We start from the raw sequence: 14,966 nt of genomic DNA, 5'->3' as shown, positions 1-14,966 counted from the left end.
AGGGGCCCTTTAAAGGGGTTCAAGTCAACGATACATCTTATTCATGGTTTGCAGGAAGGGGCTGGGCTTGATGCCCCATTTGCGTTCGATGTCGATCAGTTTGCCCGATCGGTGCCAATCCGTCACCATCTTGCGCATGAAATCACCGTAGGGACCATTCAGTTCGGCCAGCGGCACAGCGATGCCCCAACCCTGCTCGTCTTCCGTCGGCAGCGTCATTTCATAGTCGGCCCATTTGGCGTCGCCGCTGGCCAAGGTCGAGCCGATGAAAGTGCTGTCTTGCACAAAGCCGATACAATTGCCGCCAAGCAATGCATTCATGGCTTCGGGATTCCCTGCGAAGGCGATGATCTCGGCGCCGTACAATTCCGCCACACGCTTATTGTAATAGGCGCCTTGGGTGCCGCACAGCTTCTTGCCGCGCACATCCTGCCAGCTTGAAATACCCGCACCCTTGCGCAGCAAGGCATTGGTGCCGCCCGCATAGTACAGGGGCTCGATGATGCCCACAGTTTCGCGCCGTTTGGGATTGTCGGACATGGTGGCGATGATGAGGTCGATCTTGCCCTGCTGCAGGAACTCGATGCGGTTGGCAGTCTGAACGGGGATCAACTCTAGCTTAACGCCCAGCCGCTGGGCAACGTCATGGGCCATGTCGATTTCCATGCCAGCCAGATTGCCAGCGGCATCGATGAAGCCCCAGGGCTTGTAATCTGACTTGACGCCAACCACCAATTTGCCGCGTTCCTTGATTCTGTCCAAGGTGTCGGCCAGGGTTGGAACCACCGCTCCAGCCACCAATCCCCACGCCAGCGACAATAGCGCCACACCCTTTATCAATTGTCTTTTCATGTTGTTTCTCCCTTGTTGTCGGGTCTTGCCCGTATTTTAGATTTCCATTCGTCCTTCGCTACAATTTCTCAACAGATCCAGCGTCTGCTGACGGTCGATATGTCCCTCGGCCTCTGCCAGTTCCAGGAAAGGCCGTCCGGCGACCGATGCCCGCCTCACCAAATCGCTGACGCGGGCATAGCCCAGGCGCGGCACCAAGGCCGTCGCCGGAGCGCTGGATGCCAGCAGATGCGCAAGGCTTCGCTCGGCATTGGCTTCGATCCCGTCGATGCAGCGACTTGCGAACAGACTGCTGGTCGCCTGAAGCAGCCGCAGTGATTCCAGTAATTTGACGCCAACCACAGGCTCGAAATGATTGATTTCCAACTGTCCCTGCTGAGTGGCCTGGGCGATGGCGGCATCGTTGCCGGCGATGACGAAGGCCACCTGGCAAACCATCATCGGCAGCACGGGATTGACCTTTCCCGGCATGATCGAAGAGCCAGCCTGCAAGGCGGGCAGGACGATTTCTCCAATGCCGCCATCGGGTCCAGAGGACAGAAGGATCAGGTCATTGGCAATTTTCCACAAAATGTTGGCTGCTGTTCGCAGCTCTGCCGACAGGCGCGCCGCTTCATCCAGATTCTGCATGGCGTCGAAGAAATCTCGCGGCGCCTTGACTTCCGCTCCCACCAGCTCCGACAAGTGTTTCAACACACAATGGCGATAGCCAGGCCGCGCCCCCAGACCGGTCCCGATGGCGGTGCCGCCTATAGGGACCTCCAGCAATTCCTCGCGCAAGTCCGTCAGATGGGCATGGCTGCGCCTGACCGCCGCCGCATAACCGCCAAAGGCCTGACCCAGCATCATCGGTTGCGCATCCTGAAGACAGGTGCGCCCCAGGCGCAGCACCTCAGCAAACTGGTGGCGCTTGTTATCCAGGCTGTCGGCCAGGGCCATGAGGGAATCCAGGGTCGGTCCGCTGGCGGCGTAGGCCGCCAACTTCAGTGCCGTTGGCAACACATCGTTGGTCGATTGCCCAAGATTTACGTGGTCGTTCGGATGGACCAGATCGTAATTGCCCGGCTTCTGGCCCAACAGCTCCAAGGCGCGATTGGCCAGGACCTCATTGACGTTCATGTTGAGCGAGGTGCCACCCGAGCCCTCGAAGAGGTCAACGATAAAGTTTTTTGAGTGTTTTCCCGCCAGTATCTCGTCGCAGGCGCCGACCAGCGCGTTCATTTCCCGCTGACCCAGGGCGCCAAGTTTGCCATTGGCCAGCGCCGCCGCCTTCTTGACTTGCACCAGTGCGGACAGCAGGGCGGGTTCGTCCGCCAGCAGGCGACCCGACACAGCGAAATTCGCTGCTCCCCGAAAGGCATGAATACCATAAAGCGCGTCGTCAGGCAGTTCGCAGGAGCCCAGCGCGTCCTTCTCGATGCGTGAATGTGAGAGAGTTTGATCCAAGGCCCAGCTCCAGAAGTAACCTGTGGCGATGGTCGGGCAAGCCTGATGGGGGGGCAATGTTATTATGAAACATAATGTATATAATAAGTGTCGCTTATTATTCTACCTTTCCTTCTCCGACCCGGATGTGCTTCGACAGCCATGGAGCAAGAGGTAGTAGTTCCTTCTTTGTTAGGTTTTTTAAAGTCTTGCAGGAAATGTCGGCAATCCTTTCGGCCAAGACCGTCAACTCGCCGCCGCGCAGGACAAGGTAAAGACTGCGCGCCACCGCCGGACCGGGCAGGGGCATGATAGATAGTTCCGGAATAATGCTGCGTCCCTGGAGAAGGCAAAGAGGTGTGGTGATTGCCCAGCCGATTCCGGCGCCAACCATGGCGAAGACAGCTTCCGTGGCGTCGAACTCCAGGGCAGGAGGCACCTCGATCTTCATGCGACGCAGATGGCGGTCAATCTGCGAGCCGAGACCCGAGCGGATGGAATAGCGAACCATGGGAACACTGGCCGCCAATTCAGCAAGTGGCAGACGGCTCCAACTCTTGGCCTGGCTCTTGGGCATGATCAAAACTAGGGGCTCAACGAATAGGCGATGCCGCTCAAGCCCGACCAGGTCTTCCATCGGATCGCTGCCAATCACCAGATCGAGCGAACGGTTCAAGAGATCGCGGCTGAGGTTGGGGGCGATGCCCGACCAGATGCGCAGTTGATCGGCATGGCCGCGCAACCCCTTGACCAGATGCGGCCCGACCGTGGTCGCGAAGGAATCAACGAGTCCGGCACGGATGATGGGAATGACCGAGAAATCCGCCTCCCTGACCAGGGCGACGGTCCGTTCGGCCTCGCCCATCAAGATTCGGGCCCGCTGCTGGAGAATCTCACCCGCCCGGGTTGGACGCAGGGGCCGCGATACCCGATCGAACAGATTGCTGCCCAGACCCGCTTCCAGGCGGGAAAGGATCTGCGATGCCGCGGACTGAGTCATGCCCAGGCTTTGGGCGGCGCGGGTGATCGAGCCGGACTCCATGATCGCCAGAAAAACCTCAAGGCTTTTCAAGTCAAGTGTCGGACCTCTTTGTCCTGTTCTGTCCGGCATTGTTTCTTATCCCCGCCCCGATTCTCCAAGCCACGATGCAACGTTAGCGGCAAGCTCAATGGAATGATACAATTCGTTACAATCCAAGAATAGTTCTGCAAAACTTTGCAGGCAGATTCTTGCCCAGAACAATGCCGCCGGCCTCATAAAGGCGGCCAGTTCCAGGGAGAGAGAACAATGTCCGCAAAGGCCGATAGCCCCTATTTGCAGGGTCTTGATCGCAACGACGCCAATTATGTGCCGCTGTCGCCTCTTAGCCTCATGCGCCGGGCGGCGCGCATTTATCCCGACTATCTTTCGGTCATACACGGCGATTTGCGCTTCACCTGGGCAGAAAGCTATATCCGCTGCCGGAGATTGGCTTCGGCGCTTTCCAAGCGCGGCATCGGTCTTAACGATTCGGTGTCGGTCATCAGTTCCAATATTCCTGCGATGTTCGAGGCGCATTTCGGTGTTCCCATGGCCGGGGCGGTGCTCAATACCATCAACACCCGCCTCGATGCCGTCGCCATCGGCTTCATTCTCGACCATGCCGAGGCCAAGTTTCTGCTTGTCTCGGCCGATTTTCTGGAATTGGCACGCCAGGCTCTGGCCTTGGCCACGGTCAGGCCGCCGCTGGTGGTGATCGATGAGGAAGGTGCCGACCCGGCATCGGAATACGAACGATTCCTGTCTGGCGGCGATCCTGATTTTGACTGGCAACTGCCTGCCGACGAGTGGCAGGCCATCGCCCTCAGCTACACATCGGGCACTACCGGCAATCCCAAGGGGGTGGTGACGCATCACCGCGGTGCCTATCTCAATGCGCTGTGCAATGGGCTCGACTGGCAGATGGGACTGCATCCCCGTTATCTGTGGACGCTTCCGATGTTCCACTGCAACGGCTGGTGTTTCCCCTGGACGATGGCGGCGACGGCGGGCGTCAATATCTGCCTGCGCAAGGTATCGGCCAAGGGCATCTATGACGCCATCGCCGAGCACGGGGCCAACCATCTATGCGCCGCCCCCACCGTGCTTACCTTCATCATCCATGCCAAACCTGACGAAATACGACCGGCCCCACAGCCGGTCAAGGTGATGACGGCGGGGGCTGCTCCACCTGCCGCCGTCATCGCCGCCATGACTGAGCGCGGCTTCCTGATTGAGCATGTCTACGGCCTAACCGAGGTTTATGGCCCTGCCGCCGTCTGCGCCTGGAAGAGCGAATGGGACGATCTGCCGCTACCCGAGAGAGCACGGCTCAAGGCCCGCCAAGGCGTACCCTACACGGTCGAAGAGGATCTTCAGGTTCTCGATCCCCAGACCATGCGGCCGGTGCCCTGGGACGGCGAGACCATGGGAGAGATCATGTTTCGCGGCAATTTGGTGATGAAGGGCTACTTCAAAAACCCCAAGGCCACGGAAGAATCCTTTGTCGGCGGCTGGTTCCATTCCGGCGATCTGGGGGTGATGCATGCCGACGGTTACATTCAGCTCAAGGACCGCTCAAAGGACATCATCATTTCGGGGGGCGAGAATATTTCTTCGGTCGAAGTCGAGGAGATCCTCTACCGACATCCCGACATCCTGGAAGCCGCCGTGGTGGCCAAGCCCGACGACACCTGGGGCGAGACGCCTTGCGCCTTCGTCACCCTTCGTGAAGGCGCAACGACCAGCGAGCAGGAAGTGATCGCTTTCTGCCGCGAACATCTGGCCAAGTTCAAATGCCCGCGCACAGTAATCTTCTCTGCGCTGCCCAAGACCTCGACCGGCAAGATCCAGAAATTCGAGCTTAGGAAGCGGGTCATGAATCTGCTGCCGGAACGCGTGTAACGTCATGGCGAACCAGGCGAACGGTGATTACATCATCGAAACCAGGGACCTGAGCAAGGAGTTCCGTGGTTTTGTCGCCGTTGCCGACGTCAATCTCAAAGTGCGCCGCCACACGATCCACGCCTTGATCGGTCCCAATGGGGCCGGAAAAACCACCTGCTTCAATCTTCTGACCAAGTTTCTGGCCCCATCGAGCGGCCAGATATTCTACAACAAGCGCGATATTACCCATGAAAAGTCAGCTGCCATTGCCCGCCGGGGCATGGTGCGCTCGTTCCAGATTTCCGCCGTGTTCGGCCATCTGTCCGTGCTGGAGAATGTCCGCGTCGCTCTACAGCGCGTGCAAGGAACGTCTTTCCATTTCTGGCGCTCGGGCCGTTCGCTGGAAACGCTGAATGATCGCGCCATGGATCTGATCGAGGCGGTCGGCATCGTTGAATACCGGGATACACCGGCGGGTGAACTCTCCTATGGCCGTAAGCGGGCGTTGGAAATCGCCACCACCCTGGCTCTCGAGCCCGAAATGCTGCTGCTCGACGAACCGATGGCCGGGATGGGGGTCGAGGACGTCGTGCGCACTTCCGATCTGATTAGGCGCGTCGCCACAAACCGCACCGTGCTGATGGTCGAACATAATCTTTCCGTTGTGGCGGATCTGTCCGACACCATCACCGTTCTGAAACTGGGACGTGTGCTGGCTGAAGGACCCTATCGGGAAATTTCCGCAAATCCAGAGGTCATCGACGCCTATATGGGGGCCGGCCATGGATAGCCATCCCGCCCTCCTGACGGTTTCGGATCTCCACGCCCACTATGGCGAATCGCACGTCCTCCACGGCATGAGCTTCGAGATTCCGGAGGGCGAGGTCGTGACCTTGCTGGGACGCAACGGGGTGGGCAAGACAACAACCCTGCGCTCAATCATGGGCATCGTGGCCAAGCGTTCAGGATCGATCCGCTACGAAGGACACGAACTGATTGATTGGCCTTCCAACCGCATCGCCCGCCTGGGCCTCGCCTTTTGTCCGGAGGAGCGTGGCATTTTCGCCTCCTTGACCGTCGCCGAGAATCTGTTGCTGCCACCGGTGGTCAGGGCGGGCGGCTTGTCGCTTGCCGAGGTGCAAGAGCTGTTCCCACGCCTGCAGGAAAGGGCTTCCAGCCAGGGCACGAAATTGTCGGGCGGCGAGCAGCAAATGCTGGCCATAGCCAGGATCCTGCGCACGGGGGCCAGGCTACTGCTGCTCGACGAACCCACCGAGGGATTGGCCCCGGTCATCGTCCAGCATATCGGCGCCATCATCCGCAACCTGAAGCAGAAGGGTTTCACCATTCTGCTGGTCGAACAGAACTTCCATTTCGCCGCCACCGTCGCCGATCGTCATTACGTGGTCGAACACGGTAGGGTCATCGACATGATGCGCAACGACGAACTGGCTGCTAGCAAGGACAAGCTCAAGGCCTACCTGGGGGTCTGATCGGCCAGGATAACGAAAGGGAGGACGTCACCATGATTATCAAAAGGCTTCTTATGAGCGTTGCCGCATTGGCCCTATCGACAGGCCTGGCACACGCCCAGTACAGCGATGGCAAGATCAAGATCGGCGTGCTGACCGATCTGTCGGGTACCTATTCCGATCTTGCAGGTCAAGGCAATGTCGTTGCCGCCCAGATGGCGGCTGAGGACGCCGGGGGGAAAATCAACGGCATGCCCATCGAGATCGTCTCTGCCGATCACCAGAATAAGGCCGATATCGCCTCGTCCATCGCCCGCAAATGGTATGAGAACGAAGGTGTCGATGCCATTGCCGATCTGGTTACCACCGCAGCGGCGCGTGCCGTGCGCGAAATCTCCAAGGAAAAGGGCAAAATCGACCTCATTTCAGGGGCGGCCTCGCTGCCGCTGACCAATGATTGGTGCTCGCCTACCGGCTTCCATTGGACCTATGACAACTTCGCGACAGGAGCCGGCACCGCCGCCAGCGTCACTAAGCAGGGTGGAAGCAGTTGGTTTTTTCTGACCGCCGATTACGCTTTCGGTCACGATTTGCAAGCGCAATCCGAGAGGGCCATCAAGGCCAACGGCGGCGAGATCAAGGGCAGCGTCCGCCACCCCTTCCCCAACGCCGATTTTTCTTCGTTCCTGTTGCAGGCACAGGCGTCGGGGGCAAAGATCATCGGCCTGGCCAATGCCGGCGCCGACACCATCAATGCCATCAAGCAGGCCAAGGAGTTTGGCATTACAAAAAACCAGAATCTGGTCGGCCTCTTGATCTTTATCTCCGACATTCACTCTCTGGGTCTGGAAACCGCCCAGGGAATGATGCTGACCACGGGCTTTTACTGGGACATCGATGACCAGACCCGCGCCTTCGCCAAGCGGTTCGCCGCCAAGATGAACGGTCGCATGCCCAGCATGGTTCAGGCCGGCGTCTATTCGGCGGTTAGCCATTATCTCAAGAGCATTCAGGCCGCCAAGACCGACGAGGGCGTCAAGGTTGCCGACAAGATGCGCGAACTGCCGATCAAGGATTTCTTCGCCAAGAACGGCAAGCTGCGCCCCAATGGTCGCATGGTGCATGACATGTATCTGGCCCAGGTCAAGACACCTGCGGAATCGAAGGGTCCGTGGGACTATTACAAGATTCTGCGCACCATTCCCGGCGACGAGGCTTTCCAGCCTATGAGCGAAAGCACCTGTCCTTTGACTAAGAAATAACCGCAAGGGGGCGCCGACGCCATGCCGGCGCCCCGGCACCGCCAACCGATGGCGGCAAGGAATGAAGGCGCACCATGACCCTATTGTTCGGCATCCCGATCCAGGCCTTGTTCGGCCAGCTACTGCTGGGCCTGATCAACGGCGCCTTCTATGCCATGCTTAGCCTGGGTCTGGCCCTGATCTTCGGCCTTCTCAACATTATCAATTTCACCCATGGCGCCCAATACATGATGGGGGCTTTCGTCGCCTGGCTGGTCCTCAGTCATGCTGGCCTTGGATACTGGGCCGCTCTTTTGCTGGCGCCGTTGCTGGTTGGTGCGCTCGGCATTCTGATCGAACGAACCATGCTCTCAAGGCTCTACAAGCTTGACCATCTTTACGGCCTCTTGCTCACATTCGGCCTCGCCCTGGTGATAGAAGGGGGATTCCGCCAGCTTTACGGCATTTCCGGAGCGCCCTACGCGGTGCCCGAAGAACTGCAGGGCGGCTGGAATCTTGGCTTTATGTATCTGCCCATCTATCGCGGTTGGGTTGTCTTGGCCTCGTTGTTCCTGTGTCTGGGCACCTGGCTTTTGATTGAGAAAACCAAGTTGGGAAGCTATCTGCGCGCCGCCACCGAGAATCCGCAATTGGTACAGGCTTTCGGGGTCAACGTGCCGGTGCTGGTAACCTTGACCTATGGGTTTGGCGTGGCCTTGGCCGCCATTGCCGGCGTGATGGCGGCCCCGATCTATTCCGTCAATCCGCTGATGGGTTCCAATATCATCATCGTCGTCTTCGCCGTCGTCGTGATTGGCGGCATGGGGTCGATCCTAGGCGCCATCGTTACCGGTTTCATGCTGGGCCTCTTGGAAGGTCTGACCAAGGTCTTCTATCCCGAGGCGGCCAGCACGGTGATCTTCGTGGTCATGGCCATCGTCTTGATGATCAAGCCCCAAGGCCTGTTCGGAAAGGGGAGCTGACGCCATGAACCAGGAAGCCATTTCCGTCAGGAGCCGAGCCATAACCCCTCAACGCCTGCTGGTGCTGGCGCTTTTGCTGCTGGCCCTGGCGGCACCCTTCGGCATCTATCCCATCTTCCTGATGAAGGGCCTGTGCTTCGCCCTCTTTGCCGCCGCATTCAACCTGTTGCTGGGCTATGTCGGCCTGCTGTCCTTCGGCCATGCGATGTTCTTTGGCTTTGCCGCCTATGTCACCGCGCATGCCGCCAAGGAATGGGGTTTTTCCCCCGAGCTGGCGATCCTGGCGGGAGTCGCCACCGCCGCCGTTCTTGGGCTGGTCACCGGATGGCTGGCCATCCGCCGCTCGGGCATCTATTTTGCCATGGTAACGCTGGCCTTCTCGCAAATGATGTTCTTTGTCGCCATCCAAGCGCCTTTCACCCATGGCGAGGACGGCATCCAGGGCGTGCCGCGAGGCAGTCTGTTGGGCTTTATCGATCTCAACGACTCGCTTTCCATGTATTATTTTGTTTTGGCGGTGTTTGTCGCCTCGCTCCTGTTCATCCAGCGCATCGTCACTTCGCCTTTCGGCCAAGTGCTGAAAGCCATCCGCGACAACGAGCCCAGGGCAATATCCCTCGGTTACGAGGTGGAAAAATATAAGCTGCTGGCCTTCGTGCTGTCGGCCTCGCTGGCCGGTCTCGCAGGATCGATGAAGAGCATAGTCTTCCAATTGGCTTCCCTGGCCGACGTGCACTGGCATGCCTCCGGTGAAGTCGTGTTGATGACACTGTTGGGCGGCGTGGGCACGGTGTTCGGACCCATGGTCGGCGCCTTCCTGGTGGCGGCGATTCAGAACTATCTTTCGGAAACCGGCTCTTGGGTCACCATTATTCAGGGTGTCATCTTCATTCTCTGCGTGCTGATGTTCCGTAGCGGCATGGTCGGCATGTTGGCTCCGATGATGAAAAAGCGCGGCATAGATGTCTGAGCGAAAGGAGGGGCGATGAAGCCCAAGGATATTCTGGTTCACCAAGATGGTGGCGAGCGTGACGTCATGCTGCTCCATCTGACGCTTGGACTCGCCAGGCGCTTCGAGGCCAGGCTGACCGCCCTGTTTTCCTGTCCGACGGGACGCTTTCCTCTACGCCATAAAGAGCGCGAATTTGGCGATCCGGCCGAACAGGCGGAACGCGTTTTCATTGCCGCCGTCGGACAGGAAAAGGTGGAAGGCCGCTTTTGGAGGTTAAAATGCAGCGACCCCAGCGCCACGCTGGCCGAAACCGTTTTTGCAGCGCGCTTCTTCGATCTGGTCGTGTTGGGGCAATTTGTCCAGGGGGCGCCCCAGCAAGACGAGTTCGTCGAACAGGTCATTTTACAATCCGGGCGGCCCTGCCTGGTCGTGCCGGCGGTAGGCGCCTATCCGGTCGTGGGCACCAATGTTCTTATCGCCTGGAATGGCGGACGCGAGGCGACGCGGGCCTTGCATGACTCGCTTGCCTTGATCAAGGGAGCCGAATGCGTAGAAATATTAATGATTCAAGCCCAAGCCGGCTGTACGGCCTCGCCACTGCCCGCGAGCCTTCGCGATCACCTTGGCTCTCACGGCATCGCGGCGATCAACGAACGCCTGGCTGGGGAGGATATCGGGGTCATGGACCTGATTCTGTCCCGCAGCTTCGATCTTGGCGCCAATCTGCTGGTCATGGGGGCGCACGGGGGATATCACCTGCCATTTCTAAGAGGAGCAGGAACACGCCATATCTTGCGCCACATGACCCTGCCGGTCCTGATGGCCTGCTGATCCCCTTTCCTTGTTTGCAATATCGTTTAGAATTACAAGAAGAGAGCCTGGAGCCGGAACGCCGTCGATCATGAGCAAGGCCAGCGCCAAGAAAAAGGAATCCATCTCCGCCGATCCGGGACACCGGTTCGCTTTGCTCCAAGCCGGCCTCGATCACATCGGACAGGGTTTCACGATCATCGATGCCGATCTCAAGCTGGTGGGCTGGAACCGTCGGTTTTTCACATTGCTCGATTTCCCGATGAGCATGGCCCGCTACGGAACTCCTTTCGCCGATTTCATGCGCTTCAACGCTTTGCGAGGAGAATACGGCCCGGGGGATGTCGAGGAACTGGTAGCCGAGAGAGTTCAGATGGCGGCAAGTTTTCAGCCCCATTATTTTGAAAGGTCGCGTCCCGACGGCACGGTTATCGCGGTGCGGGGAGAGCCCTTGCCCGATCTTGGTTTCGTGACCACCTATGCCGACATCACCGAGCAACGCTATTACGAACGTCTGATTCGCGAGCAGAACGAGGAGTTGGATCGTCGTGTTCGCGAGCGGACTTCGGAACTGGAGTCCGCCAATGCAGATTTGGTGCGCGCCAACGCCGCGCGCGAGCGCATGGCCCAGGCCCTGCTTCATGCCCAGAAGATGGAGGCGGTCGGCCAACTCACGGGCGGCCTTGCCCATGATTTCAATAATTTGTTAACCATCATCGTCGGCAATCTGGCCGCCCTCCAGGAACGCTGCGCCAATATTGGCGAAGTGATGGAATTCGCCGAGCCGGCCTATCAGGCTTCGCGGCGCGGCGTCGATCTGGTTCGCCGCCTGTTGGCCTTCGCGCGCCAGCAGCCGCTGGAGCCCAGGCCCGTTGATGTCGGCAAGTTGGTGAGAGATTTCATTCGATTGCTCCTGCGTTCCTTACCCGAAATCATCGGCATCACGCTGGACGAGCCCGAGCAACCTCTTTTCGCCCTTGCCGACGCCAATCAGTTGGAAGGGGCGCTGCTGAATCTGGCCCTCAACGCCAGGGACGCCATGCCCAGGGGCGGCCAGTTGCGATTCGTCCTCACCGCCATGACGCCCACCGAGGAGCAGGCGCTTGCCTATCAGGTGCCGCCGGGCAAATATGTGGCCTTCCGTGTTGCCGATAGCGGCATGGGCATGGATGCTGAAACCCAGTCCCGGGTTTTCGAGCCCTTCTTCACCGGCAAGGAATTCGGTAAGGGCAGCGGGCTGGGGCTCAGCATGGTTTATGGTTTCGTGCGCCAGTCGGGCGGCGGCATTCGCATTGACAGCCAGCCGGATTGTGGAACGACGGTCACTCTTCTATTGCCGGCTTGCGACGCGCCCGTTGTCGCGGTCGAGCCGCAAATCATTGATGCACCTGCCAAGTCGTCTTCGGGTCGGCTGATTCTGTTGGTCGAGGACGAGGACGAGGTAAGAAAGATTATCTGCCGCCAGTTGGTCGAGTTGGGTTATCAGGTAGTCGAGGCCAGCACCGGTGACGAAGCGTCTGGAATGTTAGACGCGATCTCCGGCATTTCCGTTTTGGTCAGCGATGTGGTCATGCCGGGGGGGATGGGAGGATTGGCTTTGGCCAAACATGTCAAAGCCCATCATCCCGGCATTGGCATCATTCTGATTAGCGGCTATGCAGCAGGGTTGGAGGGAGCAGAGGTCGAATCCCTCGACGTGCCAATGTTGCGCAAGCCCTTCAGCAAAGAAGAAATCGCTGCGGCGATCGAGGCGGCACCATGAATGTTAGGGCGATGAATTTCCCGATCAAACAGGCGGTGTTCGTCGTCGAGGATGATTCCGACGTGGGCCGCCTGATTTGCAGATCGTTGGACGAGTTCGAATTTACAACCAGGCATTTTCGCACCGGAGGCGAGCTGTTAAAGCAGCTCAAGCGCGAGGAGCCAGCCTTGTGCATTGTCGATCTCGGCCTTCCGGATATTGATGGCATCCAGGTAGTGCGCGAGATAGAAGAACGTCATGATTGCGCCATTCTTATCCTGACCGGACGCCAGGGCGTCAGCGACCGCGTACTGGGACTGGAGCTTGGTGCCGATGACTATATGATCAAACCCTTCGAGCCGCGCGAACTCGTGGCAAGGGTGCGCAGCATTCTGCGCCGTTGGCACCGGGTTCCTGCCAGGGAATTGCAACAGAACCTCGGAAGGGCGCGGTTTGCCGACTGGATTTTCGATGCCGACATGAACCGTCTTTGCTCTCTCAAGGGCGAACAAGTCGATCTGAGCGCATCTGAGGCGGCTCTGCTGGTAGGCCTTCTTCGTTCGCCCAATCGCATCTTGTCGCGCGACCAACTGTTGGGTGAGCGCAGCGATGCCCCTTTCGACCGCAGCATCGATGTTCGCATCTCGCGTTTGCGCCGCAAGCTGGGGGACGATCCCCACCATCCACGCCTGATAAAAACCGTTTATGGAGCGGGATATATCCTGGCGGCGACGGTTGTTTGGGATTAGTCGTATTGACCGCATAGCGCCCCGTCAATGCGTTTCAGGTGTGCCGGATTCTTCCAGGCCAGCCTGGTCCAAGGTTGGGGGCAAGCTCAAGTGCCATTGGGACTCTACCGGGGGCCGGATGAAACTTGGGTCTCAGGTCAATGGGAACAACGCGGAAAGGGCCCATCTCCAAAGAACCTCCAAAAGACATTACTGGTTCTTGGATCAGCAGCGCGCAACACAGCATCATGATCAACAAGTCCAGCATCTGGAGCGCATCGCCAACCAATCGCGCCTGGCAGTAACCCCCAACAAAATGGCGGACGCCCAGGCCGTGACCACACATCGCAGATAGTCAACAGACGATACGACTATCAGATGGTCACAGATTGATGCCCTTGGGGAACCGATTTATCACCTATCTGGCTGAAAAGCGCGCGGATACATCGTTCCACGCACGGGCAAAAACGCTTCTTATGCTTCGCTAGCGTGCCTTATCCTATTTTTTTGTTTTTTTGAAGCCGGTCACAGAATCTCAGCCGTTGACATCGCAATCTAACAGGTTCTTGGTTCCATAGTGAATTTGGAAATACCCGTCAGCCCGCTTAGGCATTGCAGGGCAATGCCGCGGGCCAAGGGCAAAGCCCCTGGACCCCGTTCTATGAATTCATCTTCCAACTCCGCTTCGCTGTTTTATCGCCTCTCGGCCAGAACCCTTTCTAAGGGGAAGAACGACAACGTCGTTGCATTTATGTCCTATATAACGCGCGGGCGCATTTTTGACCAAGAAAACGATTGCTACTTTGATTATTCGTATAAGAATGACAGCGTCGAGAATCTTGCGATTGGCCCAGCCTGGATGCCTGATTATTTAAGAAATCCGTCTCACCTCTGTCGATCTGTGCAGATAAATGAAAGACGGTGCGATGCCACGCTCATGAAGGAAATCCAGCTTTCATTCCCCAACGAGATTCCCCAACAGCTTCATGCTAGAATTGTTGAGGAATGGGTTTCGAGCGAGTTTGTGGATCGTTGGAATCTTCCGGCTCAAATTTCTGTTCACTCTGATTGGCATGCTCATGTTGCAGTGCCCTTTCGGTCAATCACAACTTCAAAATCCTGGTCTTCAAGGAAGATTCGTGAGCTTGACAAAAAGCGGGAACTGTTCCACTGGAGAAAATCCTGGGCCGACAAGATAAACTCCGTTCTCAGTTTGCTGGGCATAGAAGGTCGCGTTGATCATCGTTCAAACTTTGAGCGACGGAAGGACGCCATTTCGATTATAGAGGACGAGAAAGCCTCACACGCACGTCGCGTCCGCGCAGTGGCAGCCCTTGAATCGCTCAACTACAGAGTTTCGGGAAAGGTGCGGCGTTCGAAAAAATATCGTAATGACATGGGTTCCGACCCAAGAGTTGAAGCATCCCGTCATGAAAGGCATTTGGCAAGCTTGCGGGCTCAGGCGATTTTGGATGAATACCTTGCAGATGCAGAATTGCTGGACCGTGATATTGAAGAGCGCGAAGCAAAGGCTTCTAAGGCAGCGAAGTCCGTACTTGCCAGAAGCGCAACGCTCAACAGGATGCACAAGACGTCGGGAATCCGCTTCGCTGATGAGTTGAAGCAGTTTCGCCAGAAGGCGGCGGCTGTCGGGAGTGCGAAGGACGCTTATGCTGCATTTAGCAATGCGAATTCCAAGGAGGCAACTAAGGAAAACAGTGCTTCTGGAAATCCCAATCCCGTGTCGGCCCCGGCTGATTCTGCACCGGTTGGAAAGGCCCCTGCAAAACCATCCGTTGACATCCACTGCTTAGCTCGCGCGAACAAAGGATTTGATAGCCGATAGCTATGGCATTT

13 protein-coding genes are annotated in these 14,966 nt (G+C 57.9%); 10 read left to right on the top strand and 3 right to left on the bottom strand.

Going from position 1 to position 14,966, the window contains the following annotated elements:
- Positions 1–24: 24 nt before the first annotated feature.
- The 3 genes from HQL44_15395 to HQL44_15385 form a co-directional block, all read right to left on the bottom strand.
- The gene (locus tag HQL44_15395) at positions 25–852 is read right to left on the bottom strand and encodes a transporter substrate-binding domain-containing protein (protein MBF0269969.1); all 828 of its coding nucleotides are present in this window, start codon (positions 850–852) and stop codon (positions 25–27) included.
- 36 nt (positions 853–888) lie between these two features.
- Positions 889–2,298, bottom strand: coding sequence for an aspartate ammonia-lyase (locus HQL44_15390; GenBank protein ID MBF0269968.1), 1,410 nt, complete (start codon positions 2,296–2,298; stop codon positions 889–891).
- Between the two features lie 97 nt (positions 2,299–2,395).
- A complete protein-coding gene (locus HQL44_15385) occupies positions 2,396–3,349 on the bottom strand; it encodes a LysR family transcriptional regulator (GenBank protein MBF0269967.1) in 954 nt (317 codons plus the stop codon).
- 216 nt (positions 3,350–3,565) lie between these two features.
- Between HQL44_15385 and HQL44_15380 the strand changes: the two genes are divergently transcribed.
- The 10 genes from HQL44_15380 to HQL44_15335 all read left to right on the top strand — a co-directional run bounded on the left by HQL44_15380 (position 3,566) and on the right by HQL44_15335 (position 14,955).
- Positions 3,566–5,200 (top strand): acyl-CoA synthetase, encoded by a 1,635-nt coding sequence (locus HQL44_15380; GenBank protein MBF0269966.1) that lies wholly within the window; start codon positions 3,566–3,568, stop codon positions 5,198–5,200.
- Positions 5,201–5,204: 4 nt separating this feature from the next.
- Positions 5,205–5,972 carry an ABC transporter ATP-binding protein gene (locus HQL44_15375; GenBank protein ID MBF0269965.1) on the top strand — a complete coding sequence of 256 codons (768 nt, stop codon included), beginning with the start codon at positions 5,205–5,207 and terminating at the stop codon, positions 5,970–5,972.
- On the top strand, positions 5,965–6,675 hold the full coding sequence (locus tag HQL44_15370; GenBank protein MBF0269964.1) for an ABC transporter ATP-binding protein: 711 nt from the start codon (positions 5,965–5,967) through the stop codon (positions 6,673–6,675). Before HQL44_15375 ends, HQL44_15370 begins: the two co-directional genes overlap by 8 nt.
- 32 nt (positions 6,676–6,707) lie before the next feature.
- Positions 6,708–7,916: an ABC transporter substrate-binding protein gene (locus HQL44_15365; protein ID MBF0269963.1), complete on the top strand. Its 1,209-nt coding sequence runs from the start codon at positions 6,708–6,710 to the stop codon at positions 7,914–7,916.
- 74 nt (positions 7,917–7,990) lie between these two features.
- The gene (locus tag HQL44_15360) at positions 7,991–8,878 is read left to right on the top strand and encodes a branched-chain amino acid ABC transporter permease (GenBank protein ID MBF0269962.1); all 888 of its coding nucleotides are present in this window, start codon (positions 7,991–7,993) and stop codon (positions 8,876–8,878) included.
- Positions 8,879–8,882: 4 nt separating this feature from the next.
- On the top strand, positions 8,883–9,848 hold the full coding sequence (locus tag HQL44_15355; protein ID MBF0269961.1) for a branched-chain amino acid ABC transporter permease: 966 nt from the start codon (positions 8,883–8,885) through the stop codon (positions 9,846–9,848).
- Positions 9,849–9,863: 15 nt separating this feature from the next.
- Positions 9,864–10,661, top strand: coding sequence for a universal stress protein (locus HQL44_15350; protein MBF0269960.1), 798 nt, complete (start codon positions 9,864–9,866; stop codon positions 10,659–10,661).
- Between the two features lie 70 nt (positions 10,662–10,731).
- Positions 10,732–12,402, top strand: coding sequence for a PAS-domain containing protein (locus HQL44_15345; GenBank protein MBF0269959.1), 1,671 nt, complete (start codon positions 10,732–10,734; stop codon positions 12,400–12,402).
- Between the two features lie 11 nt (positions 12,403–12,413).
- Positions 12,414–13,130, top strand: a complete 717-nt coding sequence (locus HQL44_15340; protein MBF0269958.1) for a response regulator transcription factor — start codon at positions 12,414–12,416, stop codon at positions 13,128–13,130.
- A gap of 640 nt (positions 13,131–13,770) precedes the next feature.
- A complete protein-coding gene (locus HQL44_15335; protein ID MBF0269957.1) occupies positions 13,771–14,955 on the top strand; it encodes a MobA/MobL family protein in 1,185 nt (394 codons plus the stop codon).
- Positions 14,956–14,966: the final 11 nt, after the last annotated feature.

It is taken from the genome of Alphaproteobacteria bacterium (assembly GCA_015231795.1).
Taxonomy (GTDB): domain Bacteria; phylum Pseudomonadota; class Alphaproteobacteria; order Rhodospirillales; family WMHbin7; genus WMHbin7.
Note: the sequence above shows the minus strand (reverse complement) of the source record. Positions and strands in the feature narration are given on the sequence as shown.